16 protein-coding genes are annotated in these 15,105 nt (G+C 59.1%); all 16 read right to left on the bottom strand.

Features of this window, described 5'->3' with window-relative positions; genetic code table 11:
• Positions 1–2 precede the first annotated feature (2 nt).
• Complete coding sequence (gene metK / locus ACQZ5F_RS11575; protein ID WP_046799348.1) at positions 3–1,265, bottom strand: methionine adenosyltransferase; 1,263 nt, start codon at positions 1,263–1,265, stop codon at positions 3–5.
• Between the two features lie 187 nt (positions 1,266–1,452).
• Positions 1,453–1,872 (bottom strand): helix-turn-helix domain-containing protein, encoded by a 420-nt coding sequence (locus ACQZ5F_RS11580; protein WP_046799453.1) that lies wholly within the window; start codon positions 1,870–1,872, stop codon positions 1,453–1,455.
• Positions 1,873–2,005: 133 nt separating this feature from the next.
• On the bottom strand, positions 2,006–3,595 hold the full coding sequence (lnt, locus tag ACQZ5F_RS11585) for an apolipoprotein N-acyltransferase (protein ID WP_225339524.1): 1,590 nt from the start codon (positions 3,593–3,595) through the stop codon (positions 2,006–2,008).
• 221 nt (positions 3,596–3,816) lie between these two features.
• A complete protein-coding gene (locus ACQZ5F_RS11590; RefSeq protein WP_137083330.1) occupies positions 3,817–4,962 on the bottom strand; it encodes a hemolysin family protein in 1,146 nt (381 codons plus the stop codon).
• A gap of 15 nt (positions 4,963–4,977) precedes the next feature.
• Positions 4,978–5,484 carry an rRNA maturation RNase YbeY gene (ybeY, locus tag ACQZ5F_RS11595; RefSeq protein ID WP_046799345.1) on the bottom strand — a complete coding sequence of 169 codons (507 nt, stop codon included), beginning with the start codon at positions 5,482–5,484 and terminating at the stop codon, positions 4,978–4,980.
• 10 nt (positions 5,485–5,494) lie between these two features.
• Entirely contained in the window at positions 5,495–6,550 is a 1,056-nt protein-coding gene (locus ACQZ5F_RS11600; RefSeq protein WP_046799344.1) for a PhoH family protein, read from the bottom strand.
• Between the two features lie 40 nt (positions 6,551–6,590).
• Positions 6,591–7,994, bottom strand: coding sequence for a tRNA (N6-isopentenyl adenosine(37)-C2)-methylthiotransferase MiaB (gene miaB, locus ACQZ5F_RS11605; RefSeq protein ID WP_225339525.1), 1,404 nt, complete (start codon positions 7,992–7,994; stop codon positions 6,591–6,593).
• Between the two features lie 66 nt (positions 7,995–8,060).
• Positions 8,061–8,855 (bottom strand): lyso-ornithine lipid O-acyltransferase, encoded by a 795-nt coding sequence (olsA, locus tag ACQZ5F_RS11610; protein WP_052820285.1) that lies wholly within the window; start codon positions 8,853–8,855, stop codon positions 8,061–8,063.
• Positions 8,856–8,885: 30 nt separating this feature from the next.
• On the bottom strand, positions 8,886–9,314 hold the full coding sequence (locus ACQZ5F_RS11615; protein WP_046799341.1) for a Fur family transcriptional regulator: 429 nt from the start codon (positions 9,312–9,314) through the stop codon (positions 8,886–8,888).
• Between the two features lie 70 nt (positions 9,315–9,384).
• Positions 9,385–9,879 (bottom strand): GNAT family N-acetyltransferase, encoded by a 495-nt coding sequence (locus tag ACQZ5F_RS11620; protein ID WP_225339526.1) that lies wholly within the window; start codon positions 9,877–9,879, stop codon positions 9,385–9,387.
• Positions 9,880–9,940: 61 nt separating this feature from the next.
• Positions 9,941–10,609, bottom strand: a complete 669-nt coding sequence (tsaB, locus tag ACQZ5F_RS11625) for a tRNA (adenosine(37)-N6)-threonylcarbamoyltransferase complex dimerization subunit type 1 TsaB (protein ID WP_046799339.1) — start codon at positions 10,607–10,609, stop codon at positions 9,941–9,943.
• A 21-nt stretch (positions 10,610–10,630) separates the two neighbouring features.
• Positions 10,631–11,194: a NifU family protein gene (locus tag ACQZ5F_RS11630; protein ID WP_052820288.1), complete on the bottom strand. Its 564-nt coding sequence runs from the start codon at positions 11,192–11,194 to the stop codon at positions 10,631–10,633.
• Between the two features lie 142 nt (positions 11,195–11,336).
• Complete coding sequence (locus ACQZ5F_RS11635) at positions 11,337–11,828, bottom strand: universal stress protein (protein ID WP_046799337.1); 492 nt, start codon at positions 11,826–11,828, stop codon at positions 11,337–11,339.
• Positions 11,829–11,942: 114 nt separating this feature from the next.
• On the bottom strand, positions 11,943–13,007 hold the full coding sequence (gene trpS / locus ACQZ5F_RS11640; RefSeq protein ID WP_046799336.1) for a tryptophan--tRNA ligase: 1,065 nt from the start codon (positions 13,005–13,007) through the stop codon (positions 11,943–11,945).
• A gap of 101 nt (positions 13,008–13,108) precedes the next feature.
• Positions 13,109–13,513 carry a VOC family protein gene (locus tag ACQZ5F_RS11645; RefSeq protein ID WP_046799335.1) on the bottom strand — a complete coding sequence of 135 codons (405 nt, stop codon included), beginning with the start codon at positions 13,511–13,513 and terminating at the stop codon, positions 13,109–13,111.
• Positions 13,513–15,102, bottom strand: a complete 1,590-nt coding sequence (gene murJ, locus ACQZ5F_RS11650; protein WP_448730460.1) for a murein biosynthesis integral membrane protein MurJ — start codon at positions 15,100–15,102, stop codon at positions 13,513–13,515. The genes ACQZ5F_RS11645 and murJ overlap by 1 nt, the downstream gene beginning before the upstream one ends.
• Positions 15,103–15,105: the final 3 nt, after the last annotated feature.

Consider the following 15,105-nt stretch of genomic DNA (forward strand, 5'->3'; position numbering starts at 1 on the left):
GCTTATGCGCTCAAGGCTTCCTTGAGCGGCTTCACCAGATCAAGCTTCTCCCAGGAGAAGGAGCCGTCACGGCCGGCCTTGCGACCAAAGTGGCCATAGGACGAGGTCTTGGCGTAGATCGGCTTGTTAAGATCGAGGTGACGACGGATACCCGACGGCGACAGGTCCATGACCTTGCGGATCGCGCCTTCGATCTGGTCTTCGCTGACCTTGCCCGTGCCGTGCAAATCGACATAGACCGACAGAGGCTGGGCAACGCCGATCGCGTAGGAGATCTGAATGGTGCAGCGCTCGGCAAAACCAGCGGCAACAACATTCTTTGCGAGATAGCGGGCGGCATAGGCAGCCGAACGGTCGACCTTGGTTGTGTCCTTGCCGGAGAATGCGCCACCGCCATGGGGGGCGGCACCGCCATAGGTGTCGACGATGATCTTGCGGCCGGTCAGGCCGGCATCGCCATCGGGCCCACCGATGACGAACTTGCCCGTCGGGTTGATATACCACTGGCAATCATCAGCGATCTTCAGGTCGCCCAGAGCTTCGCGGATATAGGGCTCGACAACGGCGCGAACCTTCTTCGAATCCCAGCTTGCATCGAGATGCTGCGTGGACAGAACGATGGAAACGGCCTCGGCGGCCTTGCCATCGATATAACGAACGGTCACCTGGCTCTTGGCGTCGGGTCCGAGTTTTGCCGCTTCGCCTTCGCCGCTTTTACGGGCGGTGGCGAGCAGTTGCAGGATACGGTGCGAATAATAGATCGGGGCCGGCATCAGATCTGGCGTTTCCTTGCAGGCATAACCGAACATAATGCCCTGGTCGCCGGCACCCTCGTCGCCCTGCTTGTCGGAAGCATTGTCGACGCCCTGCGCGATGTCTGCCGACTGCGGATGCAGGAGAACGTCGATCTTGGCCGTCTTCCAGTGGAAACCATCCTGCTCGTAGCCGATGTCGCGGATTGCCTTGCGGGCCGCGGACTTGAACTTGGAAGGATTGATGACCGGATGGCCAGAGGCGTCCTTGACGACCTTGCCGTCCTTGTCCTTCTTCAGCAGGGTATCGGGAACCCGAACCTCACCGGCGATAACGACGCGGTTGGTCGTCGCAAGCGTTTCGCATGCGATGCGCACGGTCCATGGGTCAACACCCGTCTTGGACGCTTCACGATAAATGAGATCTACGATTTCATCGGAAATACGGTCACAAACCTTGTCCGGATGACCTTCGGCCACGGACTCGCTGGTGAACAGGTAATTGGCACGCATGCGGGATTCCCCTCAAAGAACGGTCTTCGAGTTTGTTAGTCATTTCGGCCATGAAAGACAAGGACACAACCACATAAATATATCTTTATGTGAGAATTCCTTTCTAATCTGGCACAAAAAAACGGTCCTTGCGGACCGTTGAGTGTCCGGCGCCCTGCCGGAAATTATGGGCATCATCTGTGGAGACTTACTCCGCGTCTCCTTCGGCGGCGAGCGCCTTGACGAGATCAACGAGACGACGGCGGACCTTGGGATCGGCGATCTTCACAAAAGCGCGGTTCAGCTGCAGACCTTCAGCCGAGGACAGGAAGTCAACCACGTAGTTGGAGCTGGAGGCTTCCGCCATACCGGTCGCGCCGCCAACCTGATCGCCGGGAGCATCTTCGAAAAAGAAGGACACCGGAACGTTGAGGATCGCGGAAATATTCTGAAGGCGGCTCGCACCGACGCGGTTCGTGCCCTTTTCATATTTCTGGATTTGCTGAAAGGTAATTCCAAGGCTTTCGCCCAGCTTTTCCTGGCTCATGCCCAGCATGGTTCTGCGAAGACGAATTCGGCTTCCGACATGAATGTCGATGGGATTAGGCTTTTTCTTATTCTCGGTCATCATGCGGTCCTGACACTCGGAAAGGGTTGATATCTCGCTTCATTACTATTCGAAGAAATGAGCCGGCATTTCGACAGCGTCTAAACTTGTTTTACGACTGACGTATTCACTATGCAATTGTGGGAGTTCCCGGTCAATTCTGACGCCGAGCAAAACTCCAGGCAGGAAATACCGCAACGATCAGCATGATTGAAAAAATCAACCAGAAATACGTCCGATGTGTGTCGTAAGTAAATGCGTCGTTGGACCCACCACTCAAAGTGGCGTCAACAATGCCAACCCGACCGTAATCCAACCCGGCGATAATGCGCCCATAGGGGTCTATGACGGCGGAAATTCCGGTATTGGCGCCGCGAATCACCGGCACGCCGGTTTCAACAGCCCGGACTCTCGCCTGAAGAAAATGCTGGTAAGGGCCAGGCGTGTCGCCAAACCAGCCGTCATTTGTCACGTTCAGAATTGCCGCCGAACCCGCCAGACCTGGCGTCATCTCACCGGGGAAAATGATCTCGTAACAGATCAGGGGATAGAAGGTCTTGCCGGAAGGAAGCGTCAATGGCGTGCGCGACGAGGCGGCCGAGAAACCACCCGGCAGACTGATGACATTATCGATGCCGAACTCCCGCAAAACGCCTTCGAAGGGAACATATTCCCCAAACGGCGTCAGGTGAACCTTGTCGCTTGCCGCGATGATTTCGCCCTGGCTGTCGATCGCGTAGACCGAATTGTAATAACGCGGCGGCCGACCGGCACCCTGGTCTTCCATTCTGACAGCGCCGGTGAACAGGATTTGCCCGTCCTCCAGGGTTTTTGCGATTTCCACCAGAGCGTCGGGGTTCTGCGTCAGGATGAAAGGTACGGAGGTTTCCGGCCATACGACGATATCAGGGCGCTTTTTCCCTTCGCCGGGAGGCAGCGCCGTCAACCGCAGATGTTCGCCAAAGATCTCTGCCCGGTCGGCGTTCAGCATTTTACGGGACTGATCGATGGAGGGCTGTACGATCCTGACGGTCAGCGCGTCCGCCGGTGTCTCAACCGGTGCCTGAAAGCGGTAGAAGCCGTAACCGAAATGGCCGGCCAGCAGCAGACCCGCCAGAGCGAGGCCCGGCCCCATGCTTTTTTTTGTGCCAATCAAAGCGGGAGCGGCGAAGATAAAAACCGCAAGCGTGGTAACGCTGAAAAGTCCAAGCAGGTGCGCGGACTGCATCATGACCGGAATGGGCATGATGCCGTAGCCGATGGCGTTCCAGGGAAATCCAGTCGCAAGAAAACTGCGCAGCCATTCAAACAAGCCGAATGCGGCGGCAAGGGCGGCGATACGGCCGAGACCATCCGACCAGACGATGTTGGCCGCAGCGACTGCAAAACCATAAAACAGCGCAAGAAGAGCCGGGAGGCCGATGATGGCGAGCGGCAGCGCCCAGGCGAATTCGTCTGCCTCCAGCAACAGGGCATTGCCCAACCACCAAAGACCCGCCACGAAATAGCCGAAGCCGAAACACCAACCGATGCCAAAAGCCGGCAGGATGCGGCTGAATATGCCGCCGCCCGGCTTACCGGTGCAGCCGTCCACCAGCCAGACAAGCAGGGTGAAGGAGAAAAACAGCGCCGCGAAGAAACCGAATGGAGGCAAAGCCAGCGCACCAACCGCGCCTGCGGCAATCGCCATCACTGCGCGGCTTTTGCCACCGGCCAGCATTACCCTGCCTGCAAGACGCTCCATGCCATCTCCGTTTATGCGCGTCCGGAAAAGACCGCTCCCGGCAAGGCCGCGCCGCGGAATTTTCCCTCAAACCCGGAGTAACGGAAAAAAGATTCGCAGTCCACAGGAGTGGAGAAAGCCCTGATGATCCGCCGCACATTTCATCAGCCCACAGGAACATTCAAAGCGGGCGAATCCATATTGAACCAGCGAACCGACGGGTATTACCCCGTCGGTCCTGTTCAGTCGGCATTCTGCTGGTGAGTGATAAGGCGCACATCCGGCGCGGGTAGCGCAATCACCTCGTTCGTGCGGGCATCGCCTGGCGCGCGATCATCCTGCCCTTCCGAGCCGTGATCACGGACAATGCGGACGCCCTTGATGCGCCGTGTATCCGCATCGAGAATCTGGAACTCGAAACCGGGAACGGCCCTGACCACCTCGCCCTTGGCCGGAATACGGCCGAGTGCGAAGAAGATGAGGCCGCCGAGCGTATCGATTTCCTCCAGATGTTCGCGAACATCGAATTCCGGCCCGATCGCCTCGGCAAGTTCCGTAAGTTCGGCACGGGCATCGGCCACGAGCACGTCCGGGGACAGGCGCGAAAACATCGCCTCGTCCTTGTCGTGCTCGTCATCGATGTCGCCCACGACCATCTCGACGATATCCTCGTGGCTGACGAGACCGTCCGTGCCACCATATTCATCGATCACGAGCGCGAGCTGGGTTCTCTGGGCCTGCATCGTCTTCAAGAGATCGGAGGCCAGCATGGAGGGCGGCGCGAACAGAATTTTCCGCACGAGCCCGGCATCGGCAACCGTCTGTTCGAGATCGACCCGTGCCAGGTCGAAGTTCGGTCGCGGCGAACGCGGCGCCTTTACTTCACCATAAGCGACGCTGCGTGATCCCGCCCGGCGCTTGTTGCGCGCCTGCTTGGCGACATAGGCCAGCAGGTCACGAATGTGGATCATGCCCTTCGGATCATCCAGCGTCTCATCATAGACCGGCATACGGGAGCGTCCGGTTTCCTCAAAGAGGATCAGCGCCTCGCCAATGGTCATGTTCTGGTCGAGACCGTCAATATCGACCCGCGGGATCATGATATCTTCGACCCTGATCTCGCGGAAACGGAGGATATTGTTCAGCATCGCCCGTTCTTCGGGCGAAAAGGCGGCGCCAATTTCGGTGTCGTCCATCAGCGCGTCGGTCAAATCCTCGCGCAGGCGCTCGCCCTGAGACGGTCTTAGCAACCGTGCGATACGCGACCAGATCGTCGATCTTGGCTTTGCATTGTAGTCTTGACGTAAATGACTACTGCCTTCCTCCGAAGAGGACTGCTCGCCGTTTTCTCTGCCCTCATTGGCAGGTCGTGCAGAATGTTCGTTCATGGCTCCAGACAATATTCAAAGCGGTTCCTGACCCGCGTATGGATCAGATAGGCCAAGCACCGCCAAAATGCGAGTCTCAAGCGACTCCATTTCTTCCGCTTCCTCCTCGTCCATGTGGTCATAACCAAACAAATGCAGGAACCCATGAACGAGCAGATGGGTCAGATGATCCTCGAAACTCTTGTCAAGTTCAAGGGCCTCGCGCTCAACCGTCTCGCGCGCGATGACAATATCGCCCAGCATCGGGCCGGGCATACCACCCGGTTCCAGCGGAAAAGCGGGGAAAGACAAGACATTGGTCGCCTTGTCCTTGTCGCGCCACTCGGCATTGATTTCCCGAATATTTTCATCATCGGTAAAGACCAGCGACAGTTCCACCGGCATTTTCGGGAAGGGCTGCTCCTCTTCCCGCTTCAGGAAATCAACCGCTGCATCCAACACTTTGGTTGCGAAGACAGCCAAGTCCTCTTCCGAGGACCAGCCTTCGGCCTCGACGCTGATTTGAATATCCAGAGCTGTCATTGTCTTTACGTCAGTTGCCCTTCACGAGGCTTTCATCCGGCACTGCCGTGTGGGATTCATAGGCCCTGACGATGCGCGCCACCATCGGATGACGCACGACGTCGACATCCTTGAAGCGCACGACCGACACGCCTTCGACATCGCCCAGGATTTGCAGGGCCTCGACAAGGCCGGATTTCACCCCGCGCGGCAAATCCACCTGGCTCGGGTCGCCGGTCACGATCATACGGCCGTTTTCGCCGAGACGGGTGAGGAACATCTTCATCTGCATGGTCGTGGTGTTCTGGGCTTCGTCCAGAATAACGGCGGCGTTGGCAAGGGTGCGGCCGCGCATGAAGGCGAGCGGCGCAATTTCGATGACACCCGCCTGAATGGCGCGCTCCACCTTGTCACCCGGCATCATGTCATAAAGCGCATCATAAAGCGGACGAAGATAGGGATCGACCTTTTCCTTCATGTCTCCCGGCAGGAAGCCCAGGCGCTCACCCGCTTCGACGGCAGGACGCGACAGGATGATACGGTCAACCGCGCCGCGCTCCAGAAGCTGTGCAGCGTGCGCAACGGCCAAATAGGTCTTGCCGGTGCCGGCGGGGCCGACGCCGAAAACCAGTTCGGATTGCTCCAGCGCCCGCATATAGACATCCTGCGTCGGCGTGCGGGCAGCGATGGTCTTCTTGCGGGTGGAAATCTGCGCCATGGAAATCTTCGCCTTGCGCTCCATCGTCGGCAAGGTCAGTTGATCATCCGCGGCCATCGCCATGCGGATCGCGCCTTCCACATCGGAAACCTCGGCGGTTCCGCCCTTGAGCAGCCGTTCGTAAAGGAAATCCAGCGCCCTGCGAGCCTGATTGGTGGCGACGACATCACCGGTGATGGCGACGGAATTGCCGCGCGGGCGCGCATCGATGTTGAGGCGCTGTTCCAGCAATTTCAGGTTCTGATCGAACTGACCGAATAGCTCTCCAGCTATCCTGTTATTCTCGAACGTGAGGACGAAGTGATTGGCGTCGGTCGCGGCTTGGCGTGGCTGGCGCGATGAAGGTGATACCAATTCATGTGCGTTCAAGCGGTCAGGCTCCTGTCCCAATCAGTGTCGGCTCCTCACTCTAACTCTCTGCCACCTCGGCAAACAAGCTGTTTGGACCCGTTGCGGTGATTCGTACATTAACAATGTCACCGATTTTCAAAGTCTTTGCATCAAGATTCACGGATTGCAGCCAGGGAGAGCGACCTATCAACTGTTCAGGCATGCGGCCGGGCTTTTCCAGCAACACATCCATGGTCTTTCCGACCAGCGATTCCGCAAATTCCTTCTGTTGCCGCAGCAACAGGGCCTGCAATCTCTCCAGCCGCTCGGCCTTCACCTCTTCCGCAACCTGATCCGTGAGATCGGCGCCCGGCGTACCGGGACGGGTGGAATATTTGAAGGAGAAGGCCTGCGCGTATTTCACCTGCTCGACCATCGCCATCGTGTCTTCGAAGTCGCGATCCGTCTCACCGGGGAAGCCGACAATAAAGTCCCCCGACATGGCGATATCAGGGCGGGCGGCGCGGATTTTTTCGATAAGCTGGATATATTCCTCGCCCGTATGGCGACGGTTCATGGCTTTCAGAATGTTATCCGATCCTGACTGCACCGGCAGATGCAGGTAGGGCATCAGGATACGCAGATCGCGATGGGCGCCGATCAGGCGATCATCCATGTCGCGCGGATGACTGGTGGTGTAGCGAAGCCGGGCAAGACCCGGAATGTCCGCCAACCGGTAAAGCAGTTCGGCAAGGCCCCATTTCTCGCCTTTCGAGCCTTCGCCCTGCCAGGCGTTGACGTTCTGGCCAAGCAGCGTGATCTCGCGCACGCCGGCATCCACCAGTTTCATCGCCTCATCGACGATCTGACGCACGGGACGGGAGACTTCCGAGCCACGGGTATAGGGCACGACGCAGAAGGTACAGAACTTGTCGCAGCCTTCCTGCACGGTCAGAAAAGCGGTGACGCCGCGGGTGCGCAACGTCGCCTTTTCAGCTACCGGCAAATGTTCGAACTTGTCCTCGACCGCATATTCGGTCTCGATGACGCGTTCACCGCCGCGTACCCGCTTCAGAGCGTCCGGCAGGCGGTGGTAGGTCTGCGGGCCAATGACGACATCAACGGCAGGTGCACGACGAAGGATTTCCTCGCCTTCCGCCTGCGCCACACAGCCGGCAACGCCGATCATGAATTCGCGGCCCTGCTCTTGCCGCGATTTTTTCATGTCGCGCAGACGGCCAAGCGCCGAATAGACCTTTTCAGCTGCCTTTTCGCGGATATGACAGGTGTTCAAGAGAACCAGATCCGCCTCACCCATATCCTCGGTCTGAACGTAACCATCCTTCGCCAGCGCATCGCTCATGCGGACGGAATCGTAGACGTTCATCTGACAGCCATAGGTCTTGATAAAGACTTTGCGGCTGTTAGAGCCTTCGCGGTCGATCATGTGTTGGGCGTCAAGGCCAAGCGTTTCCTGGGTCATGGCCGCTATTTAGTGTTTTTCCTAGCCAGATTAAACAAAAAAATCCCGGAAAGAGCGACGACACCGCTATTTCCGCCAGCCGCCGCGCAGGCTGAAGGCCAGCATGGAACGGATGGAAGCAGCGATATCGATCGAAAGTCGTTTGCGGTTATCCGTGCTGTGAAATGGAACGCTCTCGCCGAAGGTCACGTCCACATCAATGGCGCCGGCCTTGATGATGCCAAGCAGATGCGGCACCAGTGTTATGCTGCCCGGCCAGGCGGCAATGACGCGGTGATAACGGCCCATGGCCATCCCATGCACCCGCGTATAGGCAATCGCAACCGGCTGCACATAAACCAGCTTGCCCGGCACCTGTTCAGCGGCGGTGGAGGCGGCACCGAACAACGAGGATTTCACCGCCAGCATTCGGTTCCCATCCGAAGTGGTGCCTTCGGGGAACAACACGACAATCTCGCCATCAGCCATGCGGGCAGCGATTTCGCTGACCTGCGCGCCGGTGCTGCGCTTCTGCTCACGCTGAACGAAGATGCTTTTCTGCAGCCGGGCGAGCCAGCCGAAAACCGGCCAGTCCCGCACTTCCGTCTTGGCGATGAACACCACGTCGGCAATGCTGCCGAGAACGAGAATGTCCTTCCACGAGGCGTGGTTGACCGCCAGCATTAGCGGCTTTGCCCGCTCCACCTCTCCGTGAACATGCACACGAATGCCGAGAACATGGCAGGCGATGCGATGCCAGAGGCGCGGAATACGGCGGCGCAACCGCCAGTCGAAGGCGAGGCCCAGCAGTTGCAGCGGCAGCAGGATGAGCGTGACGATCAGGAGAACGATCGCGATATAGGCTGTGCGCAGCCACATCATGAGTGAAACGCCCGCTTGTTCACCGGCGTCTCAGCGTTCGTCGGGCTTCAGCGGCACGCCGTAAAGCTCCAGCCGGTGATCCACCAGCTTGAAGCCATGCTCGCGGGCGATCTTTTCCTGAAGCGCTTCGATTTCCGGCGAATGAAACTCGATGACCACGCTGTTCTTCAGATCGATCAGATGATCGTGGTGCTCTTCAGGCACGGTCTCATAACGCGAACGGCCATCGCGAAAATCGTGACGTTCGATGATACCGGCGTCTTCGAACAGCTTCACCGTTCTGTAGACGGTGGAAATCGAGATGCGCGGATCCACGGCGGAGGAACGGCGGTACAGTTCCTCGACATCGGGATGGTCGGCCGATTCCTGCAGGACACGGGCAATGACGCGGCGCTGGTCCGTCATCCGCATGCCGCGCTCGGCACAAAGCTCCTCCAGCGTTTTCGAAAGGTCTATCACGTCTTCTGGCCTTTTGAGTATTCCGGTTGAATTTTGCGGCTTTCGCCGAAAAAATGCCTGTCGCAGGGAACTAGCGAAGATCGCGGCGCATGACAAGCGCCGTCGACTTGGTTCCATCCCTGGAGGTGTAATAGGCCTTGCGCTCCGCAACCGTCTTGAAGCCGAGCTTTTTATAAAGCCCGAGAGCGGAGGTGTTGCCGTCGTCCACCTCGAGAAACATGGTTTCAGCGCCGCGCATCATCGCTTCGCGCACCGCCGACTGCATCAGGCGCCAGCCAAGACCGGTGCGTCCGAACTTGTCAGCCACGGCAACCGTCAGGATTTCCGCCTCGCCTGCAACTTCCCTTGCGAGTACGAACCCCCCGAGCGGCCTGCTGAAGAACGCGTTGGTCTGACGCGCGACGGCACCGAAAACCGAACCTTGCGTCAACAGCCCGGAAAACTCCCCGTCATTCCAGGCGCGCGGAAAACGCAGCGCATGCAGTTCCGCCACCGCGGCGCAATCCTCATGCTGCATCGGCACGATCTCGAAATAGGGTTTCCAGCTCAGATATTCGTCAAACATAATAGGAATCTGGCATCACAAGAATCGGGCATTACAGGAATCATTCACGGGCAATGCCCTATCAGGCAACGTCCTGGCGTGCCAGCGCAAAACCGGTTTGCGGACGGGCATCCGGACCGCGCAGATAAAGCGGCGCAGGTTTCGGTTGACCCGCCTGCTTGCGCGCCGCCGAGCGTGCAACCGAGGCAATCGGGAAATGGTCCGGCCCCGAGCCGATTTCCTCTCCTGCAAACAGCGGCGCGGCCGAACCAATCACGGCACCGTCGAAACCGGAAAGAACGCCCCTGGCGTCATCCAGAGACAAAAGCATCGCCTCAGCGAGCGGCGATCCATCCGCCGCGAAAGTCTGGAGATAGGCTTCGTTGCGCTTGGCATCCAGCCCGACGGCCACGGGCCGGCCGGGATTTGTCAGAAGATGATGCAGCGCGAGCGTTTCAAGTGTGGTGACACCGACGGCCTCGACGCCTAGCGACAGGGCAAAGCCACGCGCGGCGGCAACACCGACACGGATGCCAGTGAAGGACCCCGGACCGATGGTCACGGCGATGCGCTCAACCTTCTGGAGCGGAAGCTGTGCCTGCTGCAGGGCGCCATCGATCACGGCCATCAGCCTTTCGGCATGACCCTTTCCGATCATTTCGCACACCTCGCCGAGCACCCTGTCGGAGGCGCTGTCATAGACGCAGGCGGAACAATCCACACCTGAGGTGTCGAGTGCGAGAACAATCATGTCGGGACCTGGCTTACGATGTCATACCGCTTCGACTTCGCGCACTTCCGGCACGAAATGGCGAAGCAGGTTCTGAACGCCGTGCTTCAGCGTGGCGGTGGAGGACGGGCAGCCGGAGCAGGCGCCCTTCATGTTCAGGAACACGGTGCCATCACGGAAACCGCGGAACGTGATGTCGCCGCCATCCTGTGCAACTGCGGGCCGCACGCGGGTTTCCAGCAGTTCCTTGATGGTGGCGACGATTGTCTCGTCACCCTCTTCGAAAAATTCGTCCTCTTCGTCCGATACTTCCGCCGCAATCGCCGTACCCATGATCGGGCGGCCGGACATGAAGTGTTCCATGATCGAACCGAGAATGGCGGGCTTCAGGTGCTGCCATTCCGCATCGTCTTTGGTGACGGTTATGAAATCGAAGCCGAAATACACGCCGGTGACGCCGGGAATCGTAAAGAGACGCTCTGCCAGCGGAGAAGCCTGCGCCTGCGAAGGATTGAGAAACTCAGCTGTCCCGCTTTCCAGCACCACCTTGCCGGGCAGAAACTTCAGCGTGGCGGGGTTGGGCGTGGCTTCCGTCTGAATGAACATCATCGTCTCCTTCGAGGTCGCGGTTCACGCCCCGTAATTTAGAATTCTTCCAAAATACGCCCGGCGAAGCTTCACTTCAAGCCCTGACATGATAATTACATTCAAGAAATCGTCAGCCCCTAAATCTTGTCCGAAACCCGGATCAGCAGAGCGCGTCGATTTCCTCATCCGTCAGCGTATCCGGCAGGACAGTGACGGGAATGGGGAAGGCTGCCCCTCGCCCGGCGATGGAAGAAACGAGCGGCCCCGGCCCTTCCTTTGTCGATCCCGCCGCCAGCACAAGAATGGCGATATCGCGGTCCTCCTCGATCAGCCCGTGGATCTGCTCGGTGGCGCTGCCTTCGCGGATCACCGCTTCAGGCTCGATGCCGATTGTCTCACGCACCTTCTGGGCGATCTTGGCGAGGGTGGCTTCCGCCTCCTCGCGGGCCTCGGCCCGCATGATCTGCTCGACGCCCAGCCATTGCTGGAAATCGCCTTCCGGGATCATGTAGAGCAGCACCAGCCCGCCATTGGAATTCTTGGCGCGACGACCGGCATAATGCACGGCCCTTTCGCATTCCGGTGTGTCATCGATAACAGCGAGAAATTTGCGACGATGCCCTTCCAGACGCGACAGCCGTGTTGAAACCATTCCGCACTCCCTCAATCCGCCGTGATCCGAGAAACCGCCCGACGGTTCGGGCGGAGATTATATCAAATCACGGCAGGCGCAAACCGCCCGCCGCATCAGCGCGGCAGCGACCTCTCAGCGCAGGAAGCCGATGATGTCGCGCACCTCGTTCATCGTCTTTTCGGCAATGGCGCGCGCTCGTTCACCGCCCTCTTTGAGGATGGCGTCGATATGGGTCGGGTCATCGAGAAGGCGGCGCATCTCGTTATTGACCGGAGCGAGCACATTGACGGCAAGTTCGACGAGCGCCGGCTTGAAGGCCGAGAATTGCTGTCCGCCGAATTCCGCAAGAACGTCCGCCTTCGTCTTGTCGGAGAGAGCGGCATAGATACCGACGAGGTTTTCCGCCTCGGGGCGGCCCTTCAGACCTTCCACTTCGCTCGGCAGCGCGTCAGGATCGGTCTTCGCCTTCTTGATCTTCTTCGAAATCGCGTCGACGTCGTCCATCAGGTTGATGCGCGACAGGTCGGACGGGTCGGACTTCGACATCTTTTTGGTGCCGTCCTTCAGGGACATGACGCGCGGCGCCGGGCCGCCGATCAGCGGCTCCACCATCGGGAAATAGGCATGCACCGGCTCGTCGCCCACCTTGATATCGAGGCCAAGACCGGCGTTGCGAATATGGTCGCCGAAATCGATGTTGAATTTCTGGGCGATATCGCGGGCCAGTTCCAGATGCTGCTTCTGGTCATCACCAACAGGTACGTGGGTGGCGCGGTAAACGAGAATGTCGGCAGCCATCAGGCTCGGATAAGCAAGCAGACCGAGCGAGACCTGTTCGGCATTCTTGCCGGACTTGTCCTTGAACTGCGTCATGCGCTCCATCCAGCCGATGCGCGCCACGCAGTTGAACACCCATGCCAGTTCCGCATGCTGCGGCACGGCCGACTGGTTGAAGACGATGTGCTTTACGGGGTCGATGCCCGAGGCGATGAAGGCGGCCGCAATCGAGCGGGTCTGCGCCTTCAGGTCGGAATGAACGAGCTGGGCAGTGATGGCATGCATGTCGACGACGCAATAGATGCAGTCGTTATCTTCCTGCAAAGCCACGAACTTGCGGATAGCGCCGAGATAATTGCCGAGATGCAGATTGCCGGTCGGCTGGACGCCCGAGAAAACCAGCGGCTTGAATACGTTCATTGTCGTCCTCGAAAAGGCTTGTGGAGGGCCCCGCCCCGTGATTTGAATTGCACGCGCTTATGCACCCGCAGCCCCTCGCAATCAAGCGGTTTCAGGGCATGTCAGCCGCGCGGCTGAAGAAGATCCCAGCGATTTCCATAAGGATCGGCAAAGACCACGACGGAGCCGTAAACCTCGTGGCGCGGTTCCTCCAGAAAGCGCACGCCGCGGGCGAGCATGGTCTCATAGTCTCTTTGAAAATCGTCCGTATGCAGGAAAAACCCGACACGCCCGCCGGTCTGGTTGCCGATGGCAAACCGCTGCGGTTCGCCATCAGCCTGGGCAAGCAGAACAGCGCAGCCATCAGCGCCTTGCGGCTTCACAACCAACCATCTTTTGCCATCGCCGAGAGGCTGATCGGAAAGGCATTCGAACCCGAGAACCTCGCAATAAAACGCCTTCGCCCGGTCGTAATCATCCACGACAAGCGTGACGAGCGCCACGCGGCGGTTCTCAGCAAAGGACATCAGCCTGCCTCCGTCTCGACGTTCTTTTTGCCGCGCTTGCGGATGGCTCGCTTGACCATGCCGATATCAGCGCCGCCCGAAACGAAAGCGAGCATGAAATAAACCAGCATGGCCGCGAAAACGAGAGCCATGATGGTGCCGGCCCGCACGAAAATGGACGAGGCGGAGGACAGTTCGAAACTCAGCCAGGTCAGCACATAGTGGACGAAGCCCGCCATGAGGGCGGCAGCCAGGAGCAGTCGCGGAATGCGGGTGAACAGCGGAATATCCACCTGCCAGTGGCCGCGCCACAAAAGCATGGCGAAAAGCAACGCGGCATTCACCCACCCGGCGGTGATCTCGGCAATGGCGATGCCCGGACCACCGAGACGCGGAAACAGCGTCAGCGCCAGGGAGACGTTCACCACCACGGAAATTGCTGCGAAAATCATCGGTGTGCGGGTGTCTTCACGGGCGAAGAAGCCAGGAATGAAAGCCTTTATCAGCACGAAAGCCGGCAGGCCGAGACCGTAGATGCCGAGGATCTGCGCAACAGTGATGGTGGCGGACGGCGAGAAATTGCCGCGCTCATAGAGAAAACGGACAATCGGTTCCGCCATGACGAGAAGGGCAGCGGCAGCGGGCAAGGTCAGGAAGAGTACGAATTCGACCGAACGGTTCTGCAGGCTGCCCGCCTCGACCATATGGCCGCCACGCAAGGCGCGCGCCAGTTCCGGCAGAAGCACGGTGGCGACGGCGATACCGACCACGCCGAGCGGCAGCTGGTAAATCCGGTCCGCATAGGCAAGCGAGGAGATCACCCCTTCGCCGGCGGAGGCGATATTGGTGTTGATGAGCAGGTTGATCTGGGTGATGCCGCCGGTGATTGCCGCCGGCAGGGCAAGGACCAGAAGGCGCTGGACATTCTTGGTCAGCCGCGGCCTGCGGAAGCCGATGCGCATGCCGGCATTGCGCACGGCGATCCAGACGATGGCAAGCTGCACCAGACCCGCCACCATCACCCCCCAGGAGAGCGCATAACCGACCTGCAGGGGATCGTAATTCTTCCACCATGCCCAGGCGAGCACGCCGATGAGGATGATATTCAGGAAAACCGGAGCAATCGCGGCTGCGAAATAACGGTGCAGCGAGTTCAACATGCCACCCATCATCGCCGCCAGCGACATGCAGGCCAGATAAGGGAACATGATGGTGGCAAGATGGACGGTGTTATCGAACTTCACCGGGTCTTCGAGGAAGCCCGGCGCAATCACGGTGCGCACGATGAACGGCATCGACAATTCCATCAGAATTGTCAGGGCCAGAAGCACGGTGAACAGGACGCCGAAGACTTCCTCGGAAAAGCGCCTTGCGCCCTCCATGCCGTTCGCCTCAATTTCCTTGGCGAACAGAGGCACGAAAGCCGAGTTGAACGCGCCTTCGGCAAAAAGTCGCCGGAAAGTGTTCGGAAAACGGAAAGCGGCGTTGAAGGCATCGGCCACTGGGCCGGTGCCGACGGCGGCAGCCATCAGGGTTTCTCGGAGGAAGCCGAAAATGCGGCTGCCCAGCGTGGCGGTGCCGACGGTGGCGAACTTGCCGATCAGACTCATGGG

This window comes from Agrobacterium sp. 22-210-1 (assembly GCF_053522525.1).

Coding starts and splice junctions, on each gene's coding strand:
- metK (WP_046799348.1), bottom strand. CDS start 1,265: ATGCGTGCCAATTACCTGTTCACCAGCGAGTCCGTGGCCGAAGGTCAT.
- ACQZ5F_RS11580 (WP_046799453.1), bottom strand. CDS start 1,872: ATGACCGAGAATAAGAAAAAGCCTAATCCCATCGACATTCATGTCGGA.
- lnt (WP_225339524.1), bottom strand. CDS start 3,595: ATGGAGCGTCTTGCAGGCAGGGTAATGCTGGCCGGTGGCAAAAGCCGC.
- ACQZ5F_RS11590 (WP_137083330.1), bottom strand. CDS start 4,962: ATGAACGAACATTCTGCACGACCTGCCAATGAGGGCAGAGAAAACGGC.
- ybeY (WP_046799345.1), bottom strand. CDS start 5,484: ATGACAGCTCTGGATATTCAAATCAGCGTCGAGGCCGAAGGCTGGTCC.
- miaB (WP_225339525.1), bottom strand. CDS start 7,994: ATGACCCAGGAAACGCTTGGCCTTGACGCCCAACACATGATCGACCGC.
- olsA (WP_052820285.1), bottom strand. CDS start 8,855: ATGATGTGGCTGCGCACAGCCTATATCGCGATCGTTCTCCTGATCGTC.
- ACQZ5F_RS11620 (WP_225339526.1), bottom strand. CDS start 9,879: ATGTTTGACGAATATCTGAGCTGGAAACCCTATTTCGAGATCGTGCCG.
- tsaB (WP_046799339.1), bottom strand. CDS start 10,609: ATGATTGTTCTCGCACTCGACACCTCAGGTGTGGATTGTTCCGCCTGC.
- ACQZ5F_RS11630 (WP_052820288.1), bottom strand. CDS start 11,194: ATGTTCATTCAGACGGAAGCCACGCCCAACCCCGCCACGCTGAAGTTT.
- ACQZ5F_RS11635 (WP_046799337.1), bottom strand. CDS start 11,828: ATGGTTTCAACACGGCTGTCGCGTCTGGAAGGGCATCGTCGCAAATTT.
- trpS (WP_046799336.1), bottom strand. CDS start 13,007: ATGAACGTATTCAAGCCGCTGGTTTTCTCGGGCGTCCAGCCGACCGGC.
- ACQZ5F_RS11645 (WP_046799335.1), bottom strand. CDS start 13,513: ATGTCCTTTGCTGAGAACCGCCGCGTGGCGCTCGTCACGCTTGTCGTG.
- murJ (WP_448730460.1), bottom strand. CDS start 15,102: ATGAGTCTGATCGGCAAGTTCGCCACCGTCGGCACCGCCACGCTGGGC.